This window comes from Streptomyces sp. P5F9 (assembly GCF_057961495.1).
The window spans coordinates 1-24,454 of the sequence record NZ_JBXVPZ010000106.1; the positions used below are offsets into that span (position 1 = coordinate 1).

Here is a 24,454-nt window from a genome sequence, read left to right on the forward strand (position 1 = left end):
CCCCCGCGCAACCCCTCCCTCCCGAACTCCTCGCCGCCGTAGACCTGTTGGTCCCCAACGAGCACGAGGCCACCGCCCTCACCGGCCGCACCGACCCGCGCGAGGCGGCGGCGGCCCTGCTCGACCAGGTGCCCGAGGTGATCGTCACCCTGGGCGCGGCGGGCAGCCTGTACGCGGCCCGGGGCGCCGAGCCGTTCACCGTTCCCGCGCCCCGAGTGACCGCCGTGGACTCGACCGGCGCCGGCGACACCTTCGTCGGCGCGCTGGCGGTGGCGCTCGCCGAGGGCCGCCCGATGCGCGACGCGCTGGCCTGGGCGGCAGCGGCGGCGGCGCTGTCCGTGCGGCGGCCCGGGGCGACGGCGTCGATGCCGTACCGCGCGGAGATCGACAAGCAGTACGCGTCATGACCGAGACGACGACCACAACTCCCCTGTCGGGCCTGCGCGTTCTCGATCTCGCGACGCTCTTCGCCGGTCCCCTCGCCGCCACCATGCTCGGCGACTTCGGTGCCGAGATCATCAAGGTCGAGCACCCGACCAAGCCCGACCCGTCCCGGGGCCACGGCCCCTCGAAGGACGGCATCGGCCTGTGGTGGAAACTCCTCGGCCGCAACAAGCGCGCCATCACCCTCGACCTGTCGAAACCGGGCGGGCGCGACACCCTCCTCCGCCTCGCCGCCACCGCCGACGTGATCATCGAGAACTTCCGCCCCGGCACCCTGGAGAAATGGGACCTGGGCTGGGCCGAACTCTCCACCGCCAACCCGAAGTTGGTGCTCGCCCGGGTCACCGCCTTCGGCCAGTTCGGGCCCTACGCCCACCGCCCCGGCTTCGGCACCCTCGCCGAGGCGATGAGCGGCTTCGCGGCGATCACCGGCGAACCGGACGCGCCCCCGACGCTCCCACCGTTCGGCCTCGCCGACTCGATCGCGGGCCTGGCGACGGCCTACGCGGTGATGACGGCCCTCGCCGCCCGCGACCGCACGGGCGAGGGCCAGGTCGTCGACATGGCGATCATCGAACCGATCCTCACCGCGCTGGGCCCCCAGCCCCTCTGGTACGACCAGCTCGGCCACGTCCAGCCCCGCACCGGCAACCGCTCCCAGAACAACGCCCCGCGCAACACCTACCGCACGGCGGACGGCAGTTGGGTCGCCGTCTCCACCTCGGCCCAGTCGATCGCCGAGCGCGTGATGCGCCTGGTCGGCCGCCCGGAACTGATCGACGAACCGTGGTTCGCGACGGGCGCGGACCGGGCCCGGCACGCCGACGTCCTGGACGCGGCGGTCGGCGACTGGATCGCGCAACGCACCCGCACCGAAGTGCTGGCCGCGTTCGAGAAGGCGGAGGCGGCGGTCGCCCCCATCCAGGACGTACGGGACGTCATGGAGGACCCGCAGTACCAGGCCCTCGACACGATCACCACCGTCGACGACCCCGAACTCGGCCCCCTCCGCATGCAGAACGTCCTCTTCCGCCTCTCCGCCACCCCCGGCGCGATCCGCTGGACCGGCCGCCCCCACGGCGCCGACACGGACACGGTCCTGACCGAACTCGGCCTGACCGACCCCGAGTTGACCGCTCTCCGCCAGGCGGGCGCCCTGTGACCCCGCACCCCCTGACCTGGCTCTACGTCCCCGGCGACCGCCCCCCGATCGTCGCCAAGGCCCTCGCCGCCGGCGCCGACGTGGTCGTCGTCGACCTGGAGGACGCGGTCGCCCCGGACCGCAAGGACTACGCCCGCGCGGCCACGGCGGAACTCCTCTCCGAGCCCCGACTCGACGTCCACGTACGCGTGAACGCCCTGGACACCCCCTGGGCGGCCGACGACCTCCGCACCCTCGCGCCCCTCCCGGGCGTGTCCGGCCTACGGCTCCCGAAGGTCACGTCCGCTGAGGACGTCGTAACCGTGGCGGAAAAGGCCCGCGACCTCCCCCTGTACGCCCTCCTGGAGACAGCCCTCGGAATCGAGCGGGCCTTCTCCATCGCCGCCGCGCACTCCTCCGTGCACGGCATCGCGCTCGGCGAGGCGGATCTACGGGCCGACCTGGGCGTACGCGACGACGCGGGCCTGGACTGGTCCCGTTCCCGGGTGATCGTCGCCGCCCGGGCCGCGGGACTGGCCCCGCCGCCCCAGTCCGTCCACCCGGACATCCGCGACCTGGAGGGCCTGGCGGCCTCCTGCGCGCACGGCCGCGCCCTCGGTTTCCTGGGCCGCGCGGCGATCCACCCCCGTCAACTCCCGGTCATCGAGAGCGCGTTCCTCCCGACGAACGAGGAGATCGAACAGGCCGAGACCATCGTCAAGGCAGCCATGCGGGAGGAGGGCGCCCAGGCGCTGCCCAGCGGGCAGTTCATCGACGCGGCGGTGGTGGCGGCTGCGCAGCGCACGCTGGCGCTGGCGCGCCGGACCTGACATGCGACGAGGGCGCCCTGTCGGTCACAGGGCGCCCTCGTCGTCGTAGAACCAGCCGTCAGCTCTTCTTCGCCGACTCGGGCTCGTCTTCCTTCACGTCCTCGGTCTCGGCCCCGGTTTCCGTCGTCTCCGAAGTCTCGGCGTCCACCTCAGCCTTCGGGTCCTCCTTCGGCGTCGGCTCGCTGTCGCCGTCGGTTCCGCCGTCGGAGACATCCGGTTCGACGACCTCTTCGCGGCCCGGGCGCTTCTTCGCCGAGATCACGAAGTAGAGGACCGCGAGCAGGAAGACGATCATCGCGGTCCAGTCGTTCAACCGCAGGCCCAGGAAGTGGTGGGCGTCGTCGACGCGCATGTACTCGATCCAGCCGCGGCCGACACAGTACGCGGCGACGTACAGCGCGAACGCCCGGCCGTGGCCCAGCTTGAAGCGGCGGTCGGCCCAGATGACGAGGAAGCCGACGCCGACGCACCACAGCGACTCGTACAGGAAGGTCGGGTGGTAGTAGCCGGGGACGCGGCCGTCCGTCGAGGACGTGATGTGCAGCGCCCAGGGGAGGTGCGTCTCGCGGCCGTACAGCTCCTGGTTGAACCAGTTGCCCCAGCGGCCGATGGCCTGGGCGAAGGCGATGCCGGGGGCCAGCGCGTCGGCCCAGGCCGGCAGCGGGATGCCACGGCGGCGGCAGCCGATCCACGCGCCCACCGCGCCGAGCGCGATCGCGCCCCAGATGCCGAGGCCGCCCTGCCACACCTTGAAGGCGTCCACCCAGTCGCGGCCCTCGCTGAAGTACAGCTCGTAGTCCGTGATCACGTGGTAGAGGCGACCGCCGACGAGGCCGAACGGCACGGCCCAGACAGCGATGTCGGCCACCGTCCCGACCTTGCCGCCGCGGGCGACCCAGCGTTTGTTGCCGAGCCAGACGGCGACGAAGACGCCGATGATGATGCAGAACGCGTAGCCGCGCAGCGGAATGGGGCCGAGGTGGTAGACCCCGCGCGACGGGCTGGGAATGTAGGCAAGTTCCATGGCAGGGTCGACGCTACCGTGCCAGACCGCGACCTCGGCAAGCGGCCCGGCTACGGCTCCATAACGGGCCGGTATGAAAACCGACCCGCCCGCTTACCCCTTGTCACCCCTTGTTCGCCGCCTGGACCAGCTGCTTCAGCTTCGCCGGGGTCATCGTCTGGTCCGCGTAGATGTTCTTGCCGTCGAAGAGGACGGTCGGGGTGCCGGTGAATCCGCCGGCCTGGAACGCGGCGGCGGACTTCGTGACCCAGCTGTCGTGCGTACCGCTGTTGACGCACTTCTGGAAGGCGGGCGTGTCGAGACCCTTCACCTTGCCCGCCAGCTCGATCAGCTTGGCGTTGCTGGAGTACGCGTCGTCCGTCTCCTTGGGCTGGTTCTCGTACAGCACGTCGTGGAAGTCGCGGAACTTTCCGGCGTCCTGGGCGCAGGCCGCCGCGTTGGCCGCGCGCTTGGAGCCCGTGCCGCCGAGGTTGCCGTCGATGATCGTGACCAGGTGGTACTGCACCTTGAGCTGCCCGGAGTCGGTGAGCTCGTGGAGTGTCGAGCGGTACGCCGTCTCGAAGGCCTGGCAGGCCGGGCAGCGGAAGTCCTCCCACACCGTGAGCGTCGGCTTGGCGCTGTCCTTGCCGACCTGGATCGCCAGGCTGTCCTTGCCGGTCGCCCCGGAGGGCGCCACGACCGGGCCCGCCTTGCCGCTGCCGCTGTCGTCCTTGCCGTGGTTCGCGGCGAGGACGCCGACCACCGTCGCCAGACCCAGCACGCAGACGACGCTCGCGGCCACGATCAGCGTGCGCCGCCGCCGCTCCGCGGACTTCTGCTTCTCACGCTCTGCCGCCAGCCGCTCGCGGGCGGTGCGCTTTCCGTCACGGTTCTTCTCGCTCACACCCCGCAGAACGAACCGGGGAGGCGCAGCGCGCCTCCCCGGTCCCAGGTCCACCCATACGAGGGACCAGTTGTTCTGTTATGCCGGTTGCTCTGTGACGCCCGGCTTTCTGTTACGCCTGTCCGCGCACGCCCTTCGCCAGCTCGCCCGCGAGCACGCGGACCGCCTCGACGCCGGCCGCGTCGTCCGGCGCGTCCAGCATCCCCTTGACGAAGGCGGAGCCGACGATCACGCCGTCCGCGAAGCGGGCCACCTCGGCGGCCTGCTGGGCGTTCGAGACACCGAGCCCGACACACACGGGCGTGTCGGTGGTGGCCCGGGTGCGTTCGACGAGGTCCTGCGCCTGCGCGCCCACCGACGCGCGGGTGCCGGTGACGCCCATCAGGGAGGCGGCGTAGACGAAGCCGGTGCCGACCTTGGTGATCTCGGCGAGGCGGGCGTCCTTGCTGCTGGGCGCGACCACGAAGACCGTGGCGAGCCCGTGCTTCTCCGCGTGCTCCCTCCAGAGCCCCGCCTCCTGCACGGGCAGGTCGGGCAGGATGCACCCGGCGCCGCCCGCCTCGGCCAGTTCGGCGGTGAAGCGCTCGACTCCGTAGCGGTCGATCGGGTTCCAGTACGTCATGACGAGCACCGGCTTGCCGGTCGCCGCGTGGGTCTCGCGGACCGTGCGCATGACGTCCGCGATCTTGACGCCGCCGCGCAGGGCGATGTCGTCGGCGGTCTGGATGACGGGACCGTCGAGGACGGGGTCGCTGTGCGGCAGGCCCACCTCGACGACGTCCGCGCCGCCGTCGAAGGCCGCCTTGATCGCCTCGATGCCGCCGTCCACGGTCGGGAACCCGGCCGGGAGATAGGCGATGAGCGCGGCCCGTCCCTCGGCCTTCGCGGCGGCGAGGGTGTCGCTCAACAGCCGGATGTTGCCGCTCACTTGGCGTCCCCCTCGATCTCCGCGACGTCGGCGGTGTTCGCCGCGACCTCGGCATCGGTGTCGTACAGGCCGAAGTACCGCGCGGCCGTGTCCATGTCCTTGTCGCCGCGGCCGGACAGGTTGACGACGATCAGCCCGTCCTTGCCCAGCTCCTTGCCGACCTCCAGCGCGCCCGCCAAGGCGTGGGCGCTCTCAATCGCCGGGATGATGCCCTCGGTGCGCGACAGCAGGCGCAGGGCCTGCATGGCCGCGTCGTCGGTGATCGCGCGGTACTCGCCGCGTCCGCTGTCCTTGAGGTAGGAGTGCTCGGGGCCGATGCCCGGGTAGTCGAGACCGGCCGAGATCGAGTACGGCTCGGTGATCTGGCCCTCCTCGTCCTGGAGGACGTAGGACCGCGAACCGTGCAGGATGCCGGGCTCGCCCGCGGTGAGGGTGGCCGCGTGCTCGCCCGTCTCGACGCCGTGTCCGGCGGGCTCGCAGCCGATGAGGCGTACGTCCGCGTCCGGGATGAAGGCGTGGAAGAGGCCGATGGCGTTCGAACCGCCGCCGACGCAGGCGATGGCCGCGTCGGGGAGGCGTCCGGCGCGCTCCAGAATCTGGCGGCGGGCCTCGACGCCGATCACGCGGTGGAAGTCGCGGACCATGGCCGGGAAGGGGTGCGGGCCGGCGACCGTACCGAAGAGGTAGTGCGTGCGGTCGACGTTGGCGACCCAGTCGCGGAACGCCTCGTTGATCGCGTCCTTGAGGGTGCGGCTGCCGGACTTCACGGCGATGACCTCGGCGCCGAGCATGCGCATCCGGGCCACGTTCAGCGCCTGGCGCCGGGTGTCGATCTCGCCCATGTAGATGGTGCATTCGAGACCGAACAGCGCGCAGGCGGTGGCCGTCGCGACACCGTGCTGACCGGCGCCGGTCTCCGCGATGACCCTGGTCTTGCCCATGCGCTTGGTGAGCAGGGCCTGGCCGAGGACGTTGTTGATCTTGTGCGAACCGGTGTGGTTCAGGTCCTCACGCTTGAGGAAGATCCGGGCGCCACCCGCCTCCGCGGCGAAGCGGGGAACCTCGGTGAACGCGCTCGGCCTGCCGGTGTAGTTGACGAGCAGGTCGTCCAGCTCGCGGGCGAACTCCGGGTCGTACTTGGCCTTTTCGTACTCTACGGCGACCTCGTCCACGGCGGCGACGAGGGCCTCCGGGATGAACTTGCCGCCGAACGCGCCGAAGTAGCCATCGGCGCTGGGGATTTGACCGTCGGGGTCTGGGATGAAGAACTCGCTGGGCATGCGGAAACCTCACGGTGAGTTTGTGGAAATGCACTAATCGCCGTGGGGGCGGGGGTTGTTCAGATGGCTGCGGGACCGTCGTGGCTGGTCGCGCAGTTCCCCGCGCCCCTAAAAGCCTGCTGCCATCGCATGCCGTTCACTTGCCCGGGTTCGTCTCCGATGACGTACCGCACTCTGCGGCCGTGTACCCGGCGTGCGGGCGCACGGCAACCACGGGGGCGGCAGCCGCGCGCGAGGCGGGCGTACCGGTCCGTGGGTGTCAGTGTGAGCGTCATCGGAGGAAACCCTACCGGTCGATCAGCTGCGGCCGTGGCGCAGTGCGGGGTGTTCGCCTGCCGCCACCAGGTCGGAGACCGCCGACTTGGGGTCGCGGCCGGTGACCAGGGACTCGCCCACCAGGACCGCGTCGGCGCCTGCGTTGGCGTAGGCGATGAGGTCGTGCGGGCCGCGGACGCCGGACTCGGCGATCTTGACGATGTGCGCCGGGATCTCGGGGGCGACGCGCTCGAAGGTGCCGCGGTCGACCTCAAGGGTCTTGAGGTTGCGGGCGTTGACGCCGATGATCTTGGCGCCCGCGTCGACCGCGCGGTCGACCTCGTCCTCGTCGTGGACCTCGACGATCGGGGTGAGGCCGATCGACTCGGCGCGCTCGATGAGGGACTCCAGGGCGGGCTGGTCCAGGGCCGCGACGATCAGCAGGGCGAGGTCGGCGCCGTAGGCCCGGGCCTCCCACAGCTGGTACGACGTGACGATGAAGTCCTTGCGGAGGACCGGGATGTCCACGCGGGCGCGGACGGCCTCCAGGTCGGCCAGCGAGCCGCCGAAGCGGCGCTGTTCGGTGAGGACGGAGATGACGGCGGCGCCGCCCGCCTCGTAGTCGGCGGCGAGGCCCGCCGGGTCGGCGATCGCGGCCAGCGCGCCCTTGGAGGGGCTGGAGCGCTTGACCTCGCAGATGACCTTGACGCCGTCGCCGCGCAGGGCTGCGACGCCGTCCTTGGCCGCGGGAGCCTTCGCCGCGCGCTCCTTGAGCTCGTCGAGGCTGACGCGCGCCTGCCGTTCCGCCAGGTCGGCACGGACTCCGTCGATGATCTCGTCGAGCACACTCACGCGAGCGGCCCCCTTCCGGACGGTGGAAAAGCCATGGTCACATCTGACCTCGATGGTATCCGGAGGAAGGCGTAGGCCTCGCATCCGGTTGACGCCGGTCCCACTACCTGGACATGTGCCGGTTGATCAAGGATGTAGCCAGCCACCGAACGGCAGGTTCCGGACAACAGTGAAGACCAGCACCAACGCGCCCAGGCCCCACAGCTGGACCCGGCCGAGCTCGATCCGCGCGGGCCGGCCGCGCGCCGCACGGACCACCCAGACGGTCCATACGACCGCGAAGGCCAGATAGCCCACCACGGCGATCGCGTTGTCCTGGAGCGCCGCCAGGAAGTCCCCGTGGATGAACTCGTGCGCGCTGCGCAGACCCCCGCAGCCGGGGCAGTACAGGCCGGTGAAGCGGTACAGGGGGCAGACGGGGTAGTGGCCCGGCTGGTTCGGGTCGACCGCGCCGACGTAGGCGAAGGCTCCGGCGACGGTCGCGAGGACGGCCGCGGGCACGGCGACGCGGTTCAGCACGGGGGCGGTACCGGGGGCGCGCGTCTGCGGCATGCTCTGGCTGTCGGCGTTCACGTCTCGCATTGTGCCCCCTGGCCCTTTCGTGCGGCACGCGCGCGTGAGGGGCGGTTCCCGGTGCCGGTGCACCAGGGCCGCCCCTCCACGAAGTGGTGGCTGACAGCCACGTCTCAGCTGTCGGCGTGCGCCGTCTTGCCGAGCAGCTCGGTCAGGTCCTGGGGACGGTCCTTGGGCATGCCCATTCCCATCGCGCTCATGACCCAGCCGACGATGCCGCCGACGACCGTGATCCCCATTCCGGCCCAGAAGCCGGCCGGCTGCGCCATCACCATGAAGGCGCCCGCGACCAAGAACCCGATGAAGATGATGGTGGTACCGGTCCAGGCGGCCAAAGTGTGACCGTGGCTGTTGCCCGCCATGACGTGCTCCTCGTTGCTGTGTACGTGTGTGAGCAGACGCTCGCGGTTCATTGTTCCGCACGCGTGCGGATGCGGTGCCCCGGGGTGGCCCCGCGCGCGGCGCGCTGAGTGGGCCGCGGGATGTCCGCTGCGGTGCCACCAGCGCCCCAAAGGGGCGCGGGGAACTGCGCGACCAGCCACGACGCAGCCGCACCCGACCGACGACGGACGTTTCCTCGCTCCCCCAGCGGAGCGCTACGCGCCGGTGGGGTCCTCGCCGCGGTCAAGGGCCTTCCAGATGTCCTCAGGGCGATCGGGGTCAACCACAGGAGCCCGCCGGGGGCGCGCCGCGCCGTTGCGTTCGTAGCGCCCGGACATGGCAGGCCAGCGGCGGCCGTAGAGCAGGGCGAGGAGGCCGGCCAGCAGGATCAGCCCGCCGCCGACCGCGGCGACGTACGGCCAGGCGGTGTGGTCGAAGGCGTGGACGACCGACGAGGTGTCGCCGGAGGCCTGCGCGGCCTTGTCGTCGAGCGCGGAGCTGTCGGTGGCACCGAGGAGGGCCGCGGCGACGATACCCGCGCCGGAGAGCGCGAGGAGGGCGGAGACCGCGAAGCGGCCCGTCCTGCGGACGGCGAAGACGGCGACGAGCGCGGCGAGGCCCACTATGGCGAGCGCCGCGGGCACACCCGTGACGTCGCTTCCCTTGGCGGACAGCGGGAACGCGTCGCCGGCCACCGTCGCGGTCCCCATCGACCAGCGCTGACGGGTGGCCAGCAGCGCCACGGCCGCGCCGAGTGCACCGCTCAGCAGGGCCACGGCGAGGCTACGGCGGCTGGCGCGCGCGGCGGGGCCTTCGCCTTCGGAACGGGGGTGTGGAACAGCAGCAGTCACGTAGTCCACTATCGCTCGAACCCCGGGCGAACCGTCACCCGGGGTTCATATGACCCTCGTCCTATTGCCCGAGCCGGTTCGCCGTGTGCACGGCGCGGAGGACCGCCGCCGCCTTGTTGCGGCACTCCTGGTCCTCCATCTCGGGGTCCGAGTCGGCGACGATTCCGGCGCCCGCCTGGACGTAGGCCGTGCCGTCGCGGAGCAGGGCCGTACGGATGGCGATGGCGGTGTCGGAGTCGCCCGCGAAGTCGAGGTAGCCGACGCAGCCGCCGTACAACCCCCTTCTGGACGGCTCCAGTTCGTCGATGATCTGCATCGCGCGGGGCTTGGGCGCGCCCGAGAGGGTGCCGGCCGGGAAGCAGGCCGTGAGGACGTCGAAGGCGGTACGGCCGGGCGCCACGCGGCCGGTCACCGTCGAGACGATGTGCATCACGTGGGAGTACCGCTCGACGGACATGAAGTCGACGACCTCGACCGAGCCGGGCTCGCAGACCCTGCCCAAATCGTTACGCCCGAGGTCGACCAGCATGAGGTGTTCGGCGCGCTCCTTGGGGTCGGCGAGGAGTTCGTCGGCGAGGGCCTGGTCCTCCTGCGGGGTCGCCCCGCGGTGCCGGGTGCCGGCGATCGGGTGGACCATCGCGCGGCCGTCCTCGACCTTGACGAGGGCCTCCGGCGAGGAGCCCACGACGTCGAAGCCGTCGAAGCGGAACAGGTACATGTACGGCGACGGGTTGGTCGCCCGCAGCACCCGGTACACGTCCAACGCGCTTGCCGTGCACGGTGTTTCGAAGCGCTGCGAGGGGACGACCTGGAAGGCCTCGCCCGCGCGGATGCGCTCCTTGATGTCCTCGACGGCCTCCTTGAAGTCGGGGCCGCCCCACAGCGCGGTGTACTCGGGGAGCTCGGAGGGCGGGAGCTGGGCGGGCGGCTGGGCCACCGCGCGGGAGAGATCCGCCTCCATGGCGTCGAGGCGGGCGATCGCGTCCGCGTGGGCCTCGTCGACGCCGGTGTCGAGGTCGTTGTGGTTGATCGCGTTGGCGATCAGCAGGACCGAGCCCTCCCAGTGGTCCATCACGGCGAGGTCGCTGGTGAGGAGCATGGTCAGCTCGGGGAGTTCGAGGTCGTCGCGCTCGCCCGGGCCGATCTTCTCCAGGCGGCGGACGATGTCGTAGCCGAGATAGCCGACCATGCCGCCGGTGAAGGGCGGCAGGCCCTCCTGGTGGGGGGTGTGCAGGGTCTCGATGGTGGCGCGCAGGGCGGCGAGCGGGTCGCCGTCGACCGGGACGCCGACGGGCGGGGTGCCGAGCCAGTGGGCCTGGCCCTCGCGGGCTGTCAGGGTGGCGGCACTTCGCACACCCACGAACGAATATCGGGACCAGGAGCGGCCGTTCTCCGCGGACTCCAGGAGGAAGGTGCCGGGGCGCTCCGCGGCGAGTTTGCGGTAGAGCGCGACCGGGGTGTCGCCGTCGGCGAGGAGCTTGCGGGTGACCGGGATGACGCGACGGTCGGTGGCCAGCTTGCGGAACGTCTCAAGGTCCATGGCGGCTGACCCTACTGATCCGAGGCGGCGGCACTGGAGTCGGCGCCGTCCTTGAGGAGCACGTCGGCGTCGAAGCAGGTGCGGGCGCCGGTGTGGCAGGCGGCGCCGACCTGGTCGACCTTCACGAGGACCGTGTCGGCGTCGCAGTCCAGGGCGACGGACTTCACGTGCTGGAAGTGGCCGGAGGTGTCGCCCTTCACCCAGTACTCGCGGCGGCTGCGGGACCAGTACGTGCAGCGGCCCGTCGTCAGGGTGCGATGCAGCGCCTCGTCGTCCATCCAGCCGAGCATGAGCACCTCACCGGTGTCGTACTGCTGGGCGATCGCGGGGACGAGCCCGTCGGCGCTGCGCTTGAGGCGGGCGGCGATCTCGGGATCGAGGCTGCTGGGCTGGGGCGTGCTGGTCATGGGGCCATTGTGCCGCGCCGCACTGACAGTCCCGGCCGGGCGTCCACTGTGCGGACCGGACGGGCGGTCGTAGGCTGACGGTATGTCGACCTTCGCCAAGCGTGAACGACTTCTTCTCGCCGATCTCCTGGAGACCGCGGGTCCGGACGCCCCGACTCTCTGCGAGGGGTGGCGGACCCGTGACCTCGCCGCGCACGTGGTGGTGCGCGAGCGCCGTGCCGACGCCGCCGGCGGCATCATGATCAAGCAGCTCGCACCGCGGCTGGAGCGGGTGATGACGGAGTTCGCGGCGAAGCCGTACGAGGAGCTGGTCCAGCTCATCCGTACGGGCCCGCCGCGCTTCTCGCCCTTCCAGCTCAAGCAGCTCGACGAGGCGTCCAACACGGTCGAGTTCTACGTCCACACGGAGGACGTACGGCGGGCTCAGCCGGAGTGGACTCCGCGTGAGCTGGACCCGGTGTTCCAGGACGCCCTGTGGTCGCGCCTTGAGCGCATGGCCCGGCTGGTGGGCCGCACCGCGCCGACCGGGCTTGTACTGCGCCGCCCGGACGGCCAGACGGCGGTCGCTCACAAGGGGGCGCCGGTCGTGACGGTCACCGGTGAGCCCTCGGAGCTGCTGCTGTTCGCACACGGGCGGCAGAGCGCGGCCAAGGTGGAACTGGACGGCGACGAGAACGCGATCGCCAAGCTCCAGGAGGCCAAGCAGCTGGGGATCTGAGCCCGCGGTCGTCGACTGGCCGGGTCAGCCGGGCAGTTCGGCCCGGCGCAGGTCGCGGACGCACAGCGCGATGACCCCGCCGAGACCGCAGACCACCGCGCTGACCACGAACACCGGGCCCGTGCCCCAGGCGCCGATCGCGGCGGCCGACAGCGGCATGCTCAGCGGGGCGAAGCCGAGGCTGACCAGGCCGGACACGGCGGTGACGCGGCCGAGGTAGGCCGGGTCGGTCTGGGTCTGCAGCAGGGCTCCGCACATCGCCCCGCTGAGACCGGCGAGCACCCCGATGAGCAGGGCGATGCCGACGGCCGCGACGACGCCCGGGACGTAGGCGAGGGCACCGATCGCGACGGAACCGGCGATGATCGACCAGCCGGCGATCCGTCCGGCGTGCGGCAGCCGCCCCCGTACGGTCAGCAGCAGCGCGGCGGCCCCTGCACCGGTTCCGAAGCCTGAGAGCACCCAGCCCATGCCGGACGCGCCCCACCCGCGCTCGTCCGCCAGCAGGGTCAGGCCCACGTTGAGCGGGCCCACGAAACCGAGGTCGCCGAGCGCGATGGCCAGCATCAGCGGGGCGAGGACGCGGTGGCCGCGGATGTAGCGCAGGCCGGCCCGGAGGTCGCCGAGAGGGGATGCCGGCCGGTCGTCGGCCTTGTCGTCCGTCCGCAGTTCCCGCATCCGTACGGAGATCAGCAGCGGCACCGACACCGCGATCAGCAGCCCGGCGAACGCGAACGCCGCCGCCGCGCCGCCGATCGCCACGCCCAGGCCGCCGAGCGGGGCGCCGACGATGCTCGCGAAGCGGATGCCGAGTCCCCGCATGCCCTGCACGCGCGCGAGTTGGTCGCGGCTCGTCACGCGCGCGGGGAGTGCGCCCACCGCCGGCATGAACACCGCGTCGACCGTCCCGAACACCACGGCGAGCAGCGCCAGCGGCCACAGTCCCGGGCTCGTCAGGAAGAGCAGCGCGGCCACGGCCAGCACCGCCGCGCAGCGCACCGCGTCACTCCCGATGACCACCCTGCGCGGCCCGAACCGGTCGGCGACGACTCCCCCGCCGAGCATCAACAGGGCCCGCGGCACCGCGCTGGCCGCCATCACGACCCCCGCCTGGGTGGGCGAACCGGCCTGCACGGCGGCCCAGGACAGGGCGATGTAGTACACGCTGTCGCCGACCATGGACGCCGTGTACGCACCGAGCCAGCGCAGGACGTTGGGGTCGCGGTGGGCGGGTCTGCCGGTGGTCGTGCCGGGGGCTATGAGTGTGGCGGTCACGGGAGTTCGTCCTCTCCTGGGCTCAGACACGGAACGGGAAGCCGTACACGTGGATGGCGACGTTCTCGCGCCCTTCGGCGTCGCCGGACCGGCTCTTCTCGTCGTACTTCCGCACCAGGGCGACCAACTCCTCGCGGAGTTCGTTCAGTTCGGCCGGGTTCAGCCGGAAGAGGGACTCGCTGTCGGGTGCCGCGGCGTTCCATTCGGGGCCCCAGGTGAGGCGCTCGTCGAGGTAGCGGCGGTACATGTCGGTGCGCTGCTCGTGGAAGAGACGGGTTGCCGCGAGGTGCGCGGCCGCCTTCTCCGGTGCGTCCCGGAAGTCCTTGTCGCGGATGCTCACGCCCTCCGAGGAGGGCTGCCACCACCGCTCCCGTCCGTCCGCGCTCTGCGGTGCGGCCTCTTCGATCAGCCCGTGCTCGGCGAGCTTGCGCAGGTGGTAACTGACCAACGAGACAGCCTCGTCGACCTGCTCGGCGAGCTGGGAGGCCGTTGCCTTCTCCGCCACGCACAGACCTCGGTACAGCTGCATTCGGAGCGGATGAGCGAGGGCTTTGAGCGTGCCCACGTCGGTGATGGGACGGCTTCCTTTGGCTGTCATGTACGCCACCGTAGATGCGAAAGGAAAGTTGCGCAATATTTTTTGCGCAACTTTCCTTTCGCATCTGCCCACAAGTAAGCCCCGGTCGCCAGGCAACCGGGGCTTACAACACGTCTCAGAGCATCACCTCACGGGGTGACCCGCCTCCCGCAACGCCTGCTTCACCTCGCCGATCCGCAGATCCCCGAAGTGGAAGACAGAGGCCGCCAGCACCGCGTCCGCCCCCGCCGCCACCGCCGGCGGAAAGTCCGCGAGCTTGCCCGCGCCCCCGGAGGCGATGACCGGCACGGTCACGTGCTTGCGTACCGCCGCGATCATCTCCAGGTCGTAGCCGTCCTTCGTGCCGTCCGCGTCCATCGAGTTGAGCAGGATCTCCCCCGCCCCCAACTCGGCGGCCCGGTGCGCCCATTCGACGGCGTCGATGCCGGTGCCCTTGCGGCCGCCGTGAGTGGTGACCTCGAAGGAACCCGAGTCCGTACGGCGCGCGTCCACGGACAGCACCAGCACCTGCCGGCCGAACCGCTCCGCGATCTCCCGGATCAGCTCCGGCCGCGTGATCGCCGCCGTGTTGACGCCGACCTTGTCCGCGCCCGCGCGCAGCAGCTTGTCCACGTCCTCGGCCGTGCGGACGCCGCCGCCGACCGTGAGCGGGATGAAGACCTGCTCGGCGGTGCGGCGGACCACGTCGTACGTCGTCTCGCGGTTGCCGGAGGACGCGGTGATGTCCAGGAAGGTCAACTCGTCGGCGCCCTCGGCGTCGTAGACCTTGGCCATCTCGACGGGGTCGCCCGCGTCGCGCAGGTTCTGGAAGTTGACGCCCTTGACGACCCGGCCGTTGTCCACGTCCAGGCAGGGGATGACTCGTACGGCCAAGGTCATGCGGACCCCCCGGTGTCCCCGCCGGAGCGGTACGCCTCCACCTCGACCTCGACGACCAGGCTCGGGTCGACGAAGCCGGACACGATGATCATCGAGGCGGCGGGCCGGATCGCGTCGAAGAGTTCCTTGTGTGCGCGGCCCACGTCCTCAACGTCCCGGGCGTGGGTGATGTACATACGGGTGCGCACCACATCAGCGGGGCCGAGACCCAGTTGCTCCAGCGCCGAGAACGCGACGTTGAACGCGTTGACCGTCTGCTCGTAGGGACCGCCCCCGGCGATCTCGCCGTCCACTATCGATGTGCACCCGGAGACCAGCACCAGGCCGTTGGGCAGCTCCACCGCGCGGGAGTAGCCGAAGGCGTCCTCCCAGGGCGCGTCGGTCGACACGCGTCGTAGCTCGGTCACCGGGCCACCGCCTCCAGGGCCTCTTCCAGGGTGAACGCCTTCGCGTACAGGGCCTTCCCGACGATGGAGCCCTCGACACCGAGCGGGACCAGCTCGGAGATGGCACGGAGGTCGTCGAGCGACGACACACCACCGGAGGCCACCACCGGGCGGTCGGTCGCCGCGCAGACGTTGCGCAGCAGCTCCAGGTTGGGGCCCTGGAGGGTGCCGTCCTTGGCGATGTCGGTGACCACGTACCGCGCGCAGCCCTCGGAGTTGAGGCGGTCCAGCGTCTCGTAGAGGTCGCCGCCGTCGCGGGTCCAGCCGCGTCCGCGCAGGGTCGTGCCGCGTACGTCGAGGCCGACCGCGATCTTGTCGCCGTGCTGGGCGATGACCTTGGCGACCCACTCCGGGGTCTCCAGCGCGGCGGTGCCGAGGTTCACCCGGGTGCAGCCGGTGGCGAGGGCGGCGGCGAGGGTGTCGTCGTCGCGGATGCCGCCGGACAGCTCGACCTTGATGTCCATGGCGCCGGCGACCTCGGCGATGAGCTTGCGGTTGTCGCCGGTGCCGAACGCGGCGTCCAGGTCGACGAGGTGCAGCCACTCGGCGCCGGAGCGCTGCCAGGCGAGGGCGGCCTCCAGGGGGGAGCCGTAGGAGGTCTCGGTCCCGGACTCGCCGTGCACGAGGCGGACGGCCTGGCCGTCGCGGACGTCCACGGCGGGGAGGAGTTCGAGCTTCGAAGGCATCAGAGGGTTCCGATCCAGTTGTTCAGCAGCTGCGCTCCGGCGTCGCCGGACTTCTCGGGGTGGAACTGCGTGGCCCACAGGGCGCCGTTCTCCACGGCGGCCACGAAGGGCTTGCCGTGCGTCGACCAGGTCACCAGGGGGGCGCGCATCGCCGGGTTCACGACTTCGAGGGTCCAGTCGTGGACGGCGTAGGAGTGCACGAAGTAGAAGCGCGCGTCCGCGTCGAGCCCGGCGAAGAGCTGGGAGCCCGCCGGGGTGTCCACGGTGTTCCAGCCCATGTGGGGCACGATCTCGGCCTGCAACGGCTCGACCGAGCCGGGCCACTCGTCCAGGCCCTCGGTCTCCACGCCGTGCTCGATGCCCCGCGCGAACAGGATCTGCATGCCGACGCAGATGCCCATCACCGGGCGCCCGCCGGCCAGCCGACGCCCGACGATCCAGTCGCCGCGCGCCTCCTTCAGTCCCTGCATACAGGCGGCGAAGGCGCCGACACCCGGCACCAGCAGGCCGTCCGCGTTCATGGCCTTGTCGTAGTCACGCGTTATCTCGACCTCGGCACCGGTGCGCGCGAGGGCGCGCTCGGCGGACCGGACGTTCCCGAAGCCGTAGTCGAAGACGACGACCTTCTTCGACGCGTTCTTCGCCGCGCTCAATTCCACACCGCCAACCGCATGACCCCCGCGACCAGACACATCCCCGCGCCGATGGAGACCAGCACGATGAGGCTCGCCGGCATCTTCTGCTTGACGAAGGAGTAGACCCCGCCGAGGAGGAAGAGTCCGACGACGATCAGGAGGCTGGAGAGGCCGGTCACAGCGCGCCCTTCGTGGAAGGGAGGATGCCGGCCGCGCGCGGGTCGCGCTCGGAGGCGTACCGCAGGGCGCGGGCGAGCGCCTTGAACTGGCACTCCACGATGTGGTGCGCGTTGCGCCCGTACGGCACGTGCACATGAAGCGCGATCTGGGCCTGGGCGACGAAGGACTCCAGGATGTGCCGGGTCATCGTCGTGTCGTACTCGCCGATCATCGGCGCCATCTTCTCGGGCTCGGTGTGCACGAGATACGGGCGGCCGGACAGGTCGACGGTCACCTGCGCGAGGGACTCGTCCAGCGGGACCGTGCAGTTGCCGAACCGGTAGATCCCCACCTTGTCGCCGAGCGCCTGCTTGAAGGCGGCGCCGAGGGCGAGGGCGGTGTCCTCGATGGTGTGGTGCGAGTCGATGTGCAGATCGCCCTCGGTCTTCACCGTGAGATCGAACAGACCGTGCCGGCCGAGTTGGTCGAGCATGTGGTCGTAGAAGCCGACTCCTGTCGACACGTCGACCTTGCCGTGCCCGTCGAGATCGATCTCGACGAGGACCGACGTCTCCTTGGTCGCCCGCTCCACCCGTCCTACGCGGTTCATGTGCTCTGCTCCTTCATCAACTCACGGACCGCGTCGAGGAACGCGTCGTTCTCTTCGGGGGTTCCGGCGGAGACCCGCAGCCACCCCGGGATGCCGTTGTCCCTGACCAGGACGCCCTGGTCGAGGATCTCCTGCCAGGCGGTGTGCGAGTCCGCGAACCGCCCGAACTGCACGAAGTTCGCGTCGGACTCGACGACTTCACACCCGAGGGCCCTCAACTCGCCCACCAGCCGGTCCCGTTCGGACTTCAGCTGCTCGACATACCCCAGCAGCGTGTCGGTGTGCTCCAGGGCGGCCAGCGCGGTCGCCTGGGTGACGGCGGACAAGTGGTAGGGCAGCCGTACGAGTTGGACGGCGTCGACGACCGCCGGGTGCGCGGCGAGATAGCCGAGGCGGAGCCCCGCCGCCCCGAAGGCCTTCGACATCGTCCGCGAGACGACGAGATTCGGCCGACCTTCGAGCAGCGGCAGCAGCGAGTCGCCGTGGCTGAACTCGATGTACGCCTCGTCGACGATCACCATCGACGGCTTGGCGGCCTGCGCGGCGTCGTACAGCGCGACGACGGTCTCGGGCGGAACCGCGTTGCCCGTGGGGTTGTTGGGGGTCGTGACGAACACGACGTCGGGCTTGTTCTCGGCGATCCACCGCTCGGCGGCGGCGAGATCGATCGTGAAGTCCTCGTTGCGCGGACCGGAGATCCAACCGGTCCCCGTGCCGCGCGCGATGAGCGCGTGCATCGAGTACGACGGCTCGAAGCCGATCGCCGTACGGCCGGGTCCGCCGAAGGTCTGCAGCAGCTGCTGGATGACCTCGTTGGAGCCGTTGGCCGCCCACACGTTCTCGACGCCGACGCGGTAACTCCCGGTCTTCGTGAGGTAGTTGGCCAGCTCGGTGCGCAGCTCCACGGCGTCCCGGTCGGGGTAGCGGTTGAGATCGCGGGCGGCCTCGCGGACGCGCTCGGCGATGCGCTCGACCAGCGCCTCGGGCAGCGGGTAGGGGTTCTCGTTGGTGTTCAGCCGTACGGGCACGTCCAACTGGGGCGCGCCGTAAGGGGACTTGCCGCGCAGCTCGTCCCGTACCGGAAGATCGTCGATTCCGAAGCTCACTTGCCGGGCACCTTCCAACCGAACCTTGCCTTGACCGCCGCGCCATGTGCGGGCAGGTCCTCCGCCTCCGCCAGCGTCACCACGTGATGCGCCACGTCCGCCAGCGCGTCCTTCGTGTAGTCGACGATGTGGATGCCGCGCAGGAAGGACTGCACGGACAGGCCGGAGGAGTGGCAGGCGCAACCCCCGGTCGGCAGCACGTGGTTGGAGCCGGCCGCGTAGTCGCCGAGGGAGACGGGCGCCCAGGGTCCGACGAAGATCGCGCCGGCGTTCCGCACCCGGTCGGCGACCGCAGCGGCATCCGCCGTCTGGATCTCCAGGTGCTCGGCACCGTAAGCGTCCACGACCCGCAACCCCTCGTCGATGCCGTCGACGAGGACGATCGCGGACTGCCGGCCGGCCAGTGCCGGGGCGATCCGGTCCTCGATGTGCTTGGTGGCCGCGACCTGCGGTTCGAGTTCCTTCTCGACGGCGTCCGCGAGCGTCACGGAGTCCGTGACCAGGACGGCCGCGGCGAGCGGGTCGTGCTCGGCCTGGCTGATCAGGTCGGCGGCGACGTGCACCGGGTCGGCGGTGTCGTCGGCGAGGACCGCGATCTCGGTCGGGCCGGCCTCGGTGTCGATGCCGATCTTGCCGGTGAAGTAGCGCTTGGCGGCTGCGACCCAGATGTTGCCGGGGCCGGTGACCATGTTGGCCGGGGCGCAGGACTCGGTGCCGTGGGCGAACATCGCGACGGCCTGGGCGCCACCGACGGCGTAGACCTCGTCGACGCCGAGCAGTGCGCAGGCGGCGAGGATCGTCGGGTGCGGCAGACCGCCGAAGTCCGCCTGCGGAGGCGAGGCGAGCGCGACGGACCCGACGCCGGCCTCCTGGGCCGGGACGACGTTCATGATCACGGACGACGGGTACACGGACCGCCCGCCGGGCGCGTACAGCCCCACCCGGTCGACCGGCACCCACTTCTCGGTGACCGAACCGCCGGGCACGACCTGCGTGGTGTGGGTCGTACGGCGCTGCTCGCGGTGGACGAGCCGGGCGCGCCGGATGGACTCCTCCAGGGCCGCGCGCACGTCCGGGTCGAGCCGCTCCAGCGCGTCGCTGAGCGCCTGTGCCGGGACCCGTACCTGCTCCAGGCGTACGCCGTCGAACTTCTCGGCGAAGTCGATCAGCGCCGCGTCGCCCCGATGATGCACGGCCTCGCAGATCGGCCGCACCTTCTCCAGGGCGGCCGAGACGTCGAAGTCGGCTCGGGGCAGCAGGTCGCGCAGGGCGGGTCCCTCGGGGAGGGCGTCGCCGCGCAGATCGATTCGGGAGATCACGGGGCCAATTCTCTCAGACTGAGATCGGGCGCCGCTCACGCATATCAATGGCTGATACAGAACGTGGCCGGAACCTGGAAGATCCCCTTCACGTCTAGTGTTCCGGGGGTTACTCAGCGGGCATGAACAGCTGTGCGAAACCCGTGAGTAGTTGAGAGGGATGAAAGAGCAGTGACCGAGAGTGCCGGCATCCGCGCGGGGGATGTGCCGGACGATGCGACCGCCGCCGAGGCCGGTATGTGGCAGGCCTTCCGTAACGGCAGCGTGTACGACCTGAGCAGCGGCGACACCGTCGTCGACGATCCGCACGGCGGACATCCGTGGGGCCCCGAGCGGACCGTACGGGCACGGTTCGTGTGCTGGCTGCTCCTCGACGGACCGCCCGCGCTGTCGGGCCGGGTGGCCTCCCTGAAACTCACCGGAGTGCAGATCAGCGGCGTCCTGGACCTGGCGGGCGGCAGCGTCACGCCGTACGTCGAGCTGAAGGGCTGCCGTTTCGAGCGGGAGGTGCTGCTGCCGGAGGCCCGCTTCCAGACCGTACGGCTGGTGGACTGCTCGGTGCCGCGACTGGAGGCGGCGCGGGTGCACACGGAGGGTGACCTGCATCTGCCCCGCTGCCGCTTCCACAACGGCGTACGGCTGACCGACGCGCACATCGGCACCGATCTGCTGCTGAACCAGGCGATCGTCTACCGGGACCGCACCGGGCGTTCGATCGCCGCCGACGGCATGACCGTGGGCCAGGATCTGCAGGCCGAACTCCTCGAATCACACGGCGAGTTGAGCCTGCGCAGCGCCAAGGTGGGCGTCTCGCTGAGCCTGCGCGGCGCCCGGCTGGCCAACCCGTACACCCGACTCGCCCTGAACGCGCCCCAGTTGACCGTCGGCCGCACCCTGTACCTCACCCCGGCCGGTGTCGGCGGCCCCTGGCTGAGCGGTACAACTCCCGCGCGCGGGACGCGTATCCAGCGTTTCTCGTGCCAGGGCGGGGTGCGGCTGGACGACGGGCGGTTCGGGGACGCGGTGGACCTGGAGCGGGCCCGGTTCACCTTCACGGAAGACCAGGAGCTGTCGCTGCTGCGCATCCAGGCGCCCGAGTTGCGCTTCCTCGGGGAGCGGCCGCAGCGCGGCAAGGTGGTGCTGTCGGGGGCGCGGGTCGTCAACCTCATTGACCGGGCGAGCAGTTGGCCAGGGCCGGGCAACCTGCACATGGGCGGCTTCGCGTACGAGAACCTCGTACCGCAGGGCCCGTTCCCGCTGGACTCCCGCCTCGACTGGGTGGCGGCGGCGACCCCCGAGTACGCCCCGGAGCCGTACGAGCGGCTCGCGACCGTGCTGCGCAACGCCGGTGAGGACGAGGACGCGCGCGAGGTGCTGCTCGCCAAGCAGCGGCGGCGCCGGGAGAGCCTGCCGGTCGCGGCGAAGGTGTGGGGGGTCGTGCAGGACTGGGCGGTCGCCTACGGGTACCGGCCCGGCCGGGCCGCCGTATGGATGGCGGTGCTGTGGGCGGCGAGCTCGCTGGCCTTCGCGCACGCCGACCACGCGCCGGTGAGCGGGAACGGACATCCGCCGTGGAGCCCCGCCCTGTTCGCGCTGGACCTGCTGCTGCCGGTGATCGACCTGGGGCAGGCGGGCCAGTGGCAGCTGCACGGCGGCTGGCAGTGGCTGTCGGTGGCGCTGATCCTGCTGGGGTGGATCCTGGCGACGACGGTCGCGGCGGGCGCCACACGGCTGCTCAGACGCGGGTAGCGACCCGCCCGCAAGGGCCCCGGGCACAGCACCCGAACAGTTGAGCAACAGTCACCTTTTACTTGCCCTTGACCGGGGCGCGTACAACTTTCAGCCGGGTACTCAAACGGTCTGGCGCACTCCGGATCGGCGGTCTTTCAATGGTCGACACCATGGCTCTGCTGCGCGCGTTCATCCGCACCGCCCGGATGGCAAGGAACACCTCGCGGCTCGCCGCCGGGCTGCCGACCGACGACGAGGTCCTCCTCGACGCGCCCGACGACCGGCTCGGCCCCGCGCTGGTCGCGGCCGGGCGCGGCGAGTACGGGCCCGCCTCCGACCTGCTCGCCGCCACGCGCGCGGCCGCCGAGTGGGAGGACCGCGAGCGCCACACCCGCCGGCTCGCCGCGTTCGCCCGCTCCCGCCCCGAGTGGCTGGACGACTGGTGCGCGGCCGCCCCGCAGAACCCGGACGCGCTCCTCCTCACGGCCCAGCTGGCGATGGACCGCGGCTGGGAGTCGCCGGCCCGCGCCGAACTGCTCCGTGAACTGAGCCCGCTGATCACGGCGGCGGCCGAGGCCGAGCCGCGCGACCCGGTGCCGTGGCGCATCGCCCTGGACCGGGCGCGGGGCACGAACGCCGGGCCCGCCGAGTTCGAGCGGCTGTGGGGCGAGGCGGTCCGCCGCTCCCCGCACCACTACGGCTGCCATGTGGCGGCCCTCCAGTACCTGTCGGCGGCCTGCTGCGCGCAGTGGGGCGACACGCCCCACACCGCCCGCTGCTCCCACCGCGAGTGCTTCGACTTCGCCGAACCGGCCGCCCAGGACGCCCTGCCCGGCTCGCTCGTCCAGGCCCTGCCGGTACGCGTGGCCTTCGCCTGCCTGACCTACGGCTGCGCTCCTACGGTGCCCCGCGCCCGCCTGGACGCGGCGGCCGACCTGGCCATAGCCCTCTCGGCCACGTACGCGGCGGCCGACCCGTGGCCCGCAGAGGTCCGCAACCTCCTGACATACGTCCTCATCCGCCTGGAACGGTGGACGGACGCTCTCGACCAACTCCGCCTGATCGGCCAGTACGCGACGTCGTTCCCCTGGGACCGGATCTCCGACGACCCGCTGGGCCAGTTCCTCGAAATCCGGGACGGCGTACGGATGGCAGTGGCCTCGGACATCCCCCTCGGCGGCCCGATTCCCCCGGCTCTGCGGGCGATCCCGACGCAGCCGTGGGCCTTCGAGGACGCACCCGGGTATCCACGGAGTGAGCACGGCGGACGTGCCCGCTCCGGCGACCATTAGGCTTTTGCGCCGTGACCACCGTCCGGCTGCCGCTCTTCCCCCTGAACTCGGTTCTGTTCCCGGGGCTCGTGCTTCCTCTGAACATTTTCGAGGAGCGCTATCGCGCCATGATGCGCGATCTGCTCAAGACCCCTGAGGAGGAATCGCGCCGATTCGCCGTCGTGGCCATCCGCGACGGCCACGAGGTGGCATCGACCGCCCCGGGCATGCCCGACCAGACGGCCGTGCCCGAACGCGGCCCCGCGGCCGGCTTCGGCCCCGACCCGCTCAAGGCCTTCCACTCGGTGGGCTGCGTGGCCGACGCGGCCACGATCCGCGAGCGCGCCGACGGCAGCTTCGAGGTACTGGCGACAGGCACGACCCGCATGCGACTGCTCTCCGTGGACGCCTCGGGCCCGTTCCTGACGGCCGAGCTGGAGGAACTGCCCGAGGAGAAGGGCGACGAGGCAGGCGCGCTTGCCGAGGGCGTGCTACGCGCGTTCCGCCAATACCAAAAACGCCTGGCGGGCGCCCGCGAACGCACCCTGTCCACGGGCGAGGCCGAACTCCCCGACGAGCCGGCCGTGGTCTCGTACCTGGTCGCGGCGGCGATGATGCTGGACACGGCGACCAAACAACGCCTCCTCCAGGCCCCCGACACCGCCTCCCGCCTACGCGACGAACTGAAACTCCTCCGCTCCGAGACGGCCATCATCCGCAACCTGCCGTCCCTGCCGGCATCGGACCTGACCCGAGGCCCGACAAGCCTGAACTGACCCCGGAAACCTGACAAACTGATGGCCAAGAAGCCAAAACAACAACAGTCGGGCGGCACTCCCGCGACGGTCGTCCTGACGACCGCGGGGGTGCCGTACGAACTCCACGCCTACGACCACGACCCGTCCCACCCCTCCTACGGCGAGGAGGCGGCCGAGGCGATGGGTGTCTCCCCGGACCGCGTCTTCAAGACCTTGCTCGCGGACGTCGACGGCACCCTGACCGTGGCCGTAGTCCCGGTGGCAGGCCAACTGGACCTGAAGGCCCTCGCCGCGGCGGTAGGCGGCAAACGCGCCACGATGGCCGACCCCACCCTCGCCGAACGCACCACGGGCTACGTCCGAGGCGGCATCTCCCCCCTGGGCCAGCGCAAAAAACTCCGCACAGTCCTGGACGCCTCGGCCACCACCCACCCCACCATCTGCGTCTCGGCCGGCCGCCGCGGCCTGGAGGTCGAACTCTCCCCCGAGGACCTGAAAACCCTCACGGATGCGGTACTGGCACCCATCGGCCGTGCGTAACCTCTCGACGCCGTCCCGGTCCTGGGTTAAGCACAAGAGACATGTCGAAGAAAACGCGGAAACGAAAGTGGCGCATCAGAAAGCACCGGGCCAATCATGGGCGCCGGCCGGCGTAGGCGTTTCGGACACCTCTCTGAAGGCCGGCGGGCAAACCAGCCTGTCCGGCGTTCCTTGGGACGCGACCTCTCAACGCAGGCCGGCTACATCCGGCCTGTCCGGCACCGCTCAACACAGGCCCGCGTAATTCAGCCCGTCCGGCGTTTGAGGACGAGGCCGTTCAGGCCGAAGCAGGGGTCTGGGGGCGGAGCCCCCAGACCCCTGCTTCGGCCTGAAC

29 protein-coding genes are annotated in these 24,454 nt (G+C 71.1%); 8 read left to right on the forward strand and 21 right to left on the reverse strand.

Going from position 1 to position 24,454, the window contains the following annotated elements; all coding sequences use genetic code 11:
• From AC31A1_RS19090 to AC31A1_RS19100, 3 genes are all read left to right on the forward strand, one after another.
• The coding region (locus AC31A1_RS19090; RefSeq protein WP_489654451.1) for a PfkB family carbohydrate kinase at positions 1 to 407 on the forward strand (407 nt) is incomplete at its 5' end.
• Positions 404 to 1,606 carry a CaiB/BaiF CoA transferase family protein gene (locus AC31A1_RS19095; RefSeq protein ID WP_489654452.1) on the forward strand — a complete coding sequence of 401 codons (1,203 nt, stop codon included), beginning with the start codon at positions 404 to 406 and terminating at the stop codon, positions 1,604 to 1,606. The genes AC31A1_RS19090 and AC31A1_RS19095, both read left to right, overlap by 4 nt.
• Positions 1,603 to 2,415, forward strand: a complete 813-nt coding sequence (locus tag AC31A1_RS19100) for an HpcH/HpaI aldolase/citrate lyase family protein (protein WP_489654453.1) — start codon at positions 1,603 to 1,605, stop codon at positions 2,413 to 2,415. Before AC31A1_RS19095 ends, AC31A1_RS19100 begins: the two co-directional genes overlap by 4 nt.
• A gap of 58 nt (positions 2,416 to 2,473) precedes the next feature.
• Here the strand turns inward: AC31A1_RS19100 and lgt are convergent, their stop codons facing one another.
• The 11 genes from lgt to hisI all read right to left on the reverse strand — a co-directional run bounded on the left by lgt (position 2,474) and on the right by hisI (position 11,389).
• Positions 2,474 to 3,439, reverse strand: a complete 966-nt coding sequence (gene lgt / locus AC31A1_RS19105) for a prolipoprotein diacylglyceryl transferase (RefSeq protein WP_489654454.1) — start codon at positions 3,437 to 3,439, stop codon at positions 2,474 to 2,476.
• Between the two features lie 103 nt (positions 3,440 to 3,542).
• Positions 3,543 to 4,322 carry a DsbA family protein gene (locus AC31A1_RS19110; RefSeq protein WP_489654455.1) on the reverse strand — a complete coding sequence of 260 codons (780 nt, stop codon included), beginning with the start codon at positions 4,320 to 4,322 and terminating at the stop codon, positions 3,543 to 3,545.
• A gap of 112 nt (positions 4,323 to 4,434) precedes the next feature.
• Positions 4,435 to 5,250, reverse strand: a complete 816-nt coding sequence (trpA, locus tag AC31A1_RS19115; RefSeq protein WP_489654456.1) for a tryptophan synthase subunit alpha — start codon at positions 5,248 to 5,250, stop codon at positions 4,435 to 4,437.
• Positions 5,247 to 6,530, reverse strand: a complete 1,284-nt coding sequence (trpB, locus tag AC31A1_RS19120) for a tryptophan synthase subunit beta (RefSeq protein WP_489654457.1) — start codon at positions 6,528 to 6,530, stop codon at positions 5,247 to 5,249. The genes trpA and trpB overlap by 4 nt, the downstream gene beginning before the upstream one ends.
• 59 nt (positions 6,531 to 6,589) lie before the next feature.
• Positions 6,590 to 6,805: a tryptophan biosynthesis modulator TrpM gene (gene trpM / locus AC31A1_RS19125; RefSeq protein WP_489654458.1), complete on the reverse strand. Its 216-nt coding sequence runs from the start codon at positions 6,803 to 6,805 to the stop codon at positions 6,590 to 6,592.
• A 22-nt stretch (positions 6,806 to 6,827) separates the two neighbouring features.
• The gene (gene trpC / locus AC31A1_RS19130; RefSeq protein WP_019062275.1) at positions 6,828 to 7,637 is read right to left on the reverse strand and encodes an indole-3-glycerol phosphate synthase TrpC; all 810 of its coding nucleotides are present in this window, start codon (positions 7,635 to 7,637) and stop codon (positions 6,828 to 6,830) included.
• Positions 7,638 to 7,763: 126 nt separating this feature from the next.
• Positions 7,764 to 8,219, reverse strand: coding sequence for a DUF2752 domain-containing protein (locus AC31A1_RS19135; protein ID WP_489654459.1), 456 nt, complete (start codon positions 8,217 to 8,219; stop codon positions 7,764 to 7,766).
• A 104-nt stretch (positions 8,220 to 8,323) separates the two neighbouring features.
• Complete coding sequence (locus tag AC31A1_RS19140) at positions 8,324 to 8,572, reverse strand: HGxxPAAW family protein (RefSeq protein WP_033284522.1); 249 nt, start codon at positions 8,570 to 8,572, stop codon at positions 8,324 to 8,326.
• Positions 8,573 to 8,806: 234 nt separating this feature from the next.
• Positions 8,807 to 9,451: a TIGR02234 family membrane protein gene (locus AC31A1_RS19145; RefSeq protein WP_489654460.1), complete on the reverse strand. Its 645-nt coding sequence runs from the start codon at positions 9,449 to 9,451 to the stop codon at positions 8,807 to 8,809.
• Positions 9,452 to 9,503: 52 nt separating this feature from the next.
• Positions 9,504 to 10,982: an anthranilate synthase component I gene (locus tag AC31A1_RS19150; RefSeq protein ID WP_489654461.1), complete on the reverse strand. Its 1,479-nt coding sequence runs from the start codon at positions 10,980 to 10,982 to the stop codon at positions 9,504 to 9,506.
• Between the two features lie 11 nt (positions 10,983 to 10,993).
• Positions 10,994 to 11,389, reverse strand: coding sequence for a phosphoribosyl-AMP cyclohydrolase (hisI, locus tag AC31A1_RS19155; protein WP_489654462.1), 396 nt, complete (start codon positions 11,387 to 11,389; stop codon positions 10,994 to 10,996).
• 82 nt (positions 11,390 to 11,471) lie between these two features.
• On the opposite strand from hisI, the gene AC31A1_RS19160 reads away from it, so the two are divergent.
• A complete protein-coding gene (locus AC31A1_RS19160; RefSeq protein WP_489654463.1) occupies positions 11,472 to 12,107 on the forward strand; it encodes a TIGR03085 family metal-binding protein in 636 nt (211 codons plus the stop codon).
• A gap of 24 nt (positions 12,108 to 12,131) precedes the next feature.
• On the opposite strand, the gene AC31A1_RS19165 is transcribed toward AC31A1_RS19160, so the two are convergent.
• From AC31A1_RS19165 to hisD, 10 genes are all read right to left on the reverse strand, one after another.
• On the reverse strand, positions 12,132 to 13,382 hold the full coding sequence (locus AC31A1_RS19165; RefSeq protein ID WP_489654464.1) for an MFS transporter: 1,251 nt from the start codon (positions 13,380 to 13,382) through the stop codon (positions 12,132 to 12,134).
• Between the two features lie 22 nt (positions 13,383 to 13,404).
• On the reverse strand, positions 13,405 to 13,980 hold the full coding sequence (locus AC31A1_RS19170; protein ID WP_393753092.1) for an ArsR/SmtB family transcription factor: 576 nt from the start codon (positions 13,978 to 13,980) through the stop codon (positions 13,405 to 13,407).
• A 123-nt stretch (positions 13,981 to 14,103) separates the two neighbouring features.
• Positions 14,104 to 14,859, reverse strand: coding sequence for an imidazole glycerol phosphate synthase subunit HisF (hisF, locus tag AC31A1_RS19175; RefSeq protein WP_318015751.1), 756 nt, complete (start codon positions 14,857 to 14,859; stop codon positions 14,104 to 14,106).
• Positions 14,856 to 15,266, reverse strand: coding sequence for a RidA family protein (locus AC31A1_RS19180; RefSeq protein ID WP_489654465.1), 411 nt, complete (start codon positions 15,264 to 15,266; stop codon positions 14,856 to 14,858). The genes hisF and AC31A1_RS19180 overlap by 4 nt, the downstream gene beginning before the upstream one ends.
• Positions 15,263 to 15,991 carry a bifunctional 1-(5-phosphoribosyl)-5-((5-phosphoribosylamino)methylideneamino)imidazole-4-carboxamide isomerase/phosphoribosylanthranilate isomerase PriA gene (gene priA, locus AC31A1_RS19185; RefSeq protein ID WP_489654466.1) on the reverse strand — a complete coding sequence of 243 codons (729 nt, stop codon included), beginning with the start codon at positions 15,989 to 15,991 and terminating at the stop codon, positions 15,263 to 15,265. Before priA ends, AC31A1_RS19180 begins: the two co-directional genes overlap by 4 nt.
• A complete protein-coding gene (gene hisH / locus AC31A1_RS19190; RefSeq protein WP_489654467.1) occupies positions 15,991 to 16,650 on the reverse strand; it encodes an imidazole glycerol phosphate synthase subunit HisH in 660 nt (219 codons plus the stop codon). Before hisH ends, priA begins: the two co-directional genes overlap by 1 nt.
• A complete protein-coding gene (locus AC31A1_RS19195) occupies positions 16,641 to 16,805 on the reverse strand; it encodes a hypothetical protein (RefSeq protein ID WP_366432314.1) in 165 nt (54 codons plus the stop codon). Before AC31A1_RS19195 ends, hisH begins: the two co-directional genes overlap by 10 nt.
• Entirely contained in the window at positions 16,802 to 17,395 is a 594-nt protein-coding gene (hisB, locus tag AC31A1_RS19200; protein WP_393753096.1) for an imidazoleglycerol-phosphate dehydratase HisB, read from the reverse strand. The genes AC31A1_RS19195 and hisB overlap by 4 nt, the downstream gene beginning before the upstream one ends.
• On the reverse strand, positions 17,392 to 18,501 hold the full coding sequence (locus AC31A1_RS19205; protein WP_489654468.1) for a histidinol-phosphate transaminase: 1,110 nt from the start codon (positions 18,499 to 18,501) through the stop codon (positions 17,392 to 17,394). The genes hisB and AC31A1_RS19205 overlap by 4 nt, the downstream gene beginning before the upstream one ends.
• Positions 18,498 to 19,820, reverse strand: a complete 1,323-nt coding sequence (hisD, locus tag AC31A1_RS19210; RefSeq protein ID WP_489654469.1) for a histidinol dehydrogenase — start codon at positions 19,818 to 19,820, stop codon at positions 18,498 to 18,500. The genes AC31A1_RS19205 and hisD overlap by 4 nt, the downstream gene beginning before the upstream one ends.
• A gap of 171 nt (positions 19,821 to 19,991) precedes the next feature.
• On the opposite strand from hisD, the gene AC31A1_RS19215 reads away from it, so the two are divergent.
• The 4 genes from AC31A1_RS19215 (at position 19,992) to ybaK (ending at position 24,120) form a co-directional block, all read left to right on the forward strand.
• Positions 19,992 to 21,569 carry an oxidoreductase gene (locus AC31A1_RS19215; protein WP_489654470.1) on the forward strand — a complete coding sequence of 526 codons (1,578 nt, stop codon included), beginning with the start codon at positions 19,992 to 19,994 and terminating at the stop codon, positions 21,567 to 21,569.
• Positions 21,570 to 21,709: 140 nt separating this feature from the next.
• The gene (locus AC31A1_RS19220; RefSeq protein WP_489654471.1) at positions 21,710 to 22,843 is read left to right on the forward strand and encodes a hypothetical protein; all 1,134 of its coding nucleotides are present in this window, start codon (positions 21,710 to 21,712) and stop codon (positions 22,841 to 22,843) included.
• An 11-nt stretch (positions 22,844 to 22,854) separates the two neighbouring features.
• Positions 22,855 to 23,598: an LON peptidase substrate-binding domain-containing protein gene (locus AC31A1_RS19225; RefSeq protein ID WP_489654472.1), complete on the forward strand. Its 744-nt coding sequence runs from the start codon at positions 22,855 to 22,857 to the stop codon at positions 23,596 to 23,598.
• A 21-nt stretch (positions 23,599 to 23,619) separates the two neighbouring features.
• The gene (gene ybaK, locus AC31A1_RS19230) at positions 23,620 to 24,120 is read left to right on the forward strand and encodes a Cys-tRNA(Pro) deacylase (protein WP_489654473.1); all 501 of its coding nucleotides are present in this window, start codon (positions 23,620 to 23,622) and stop codon (positions 24,118 to 24,120) included.
• Positions 24,121 to 24,454 lie beyond the last annotated feature (334 nt).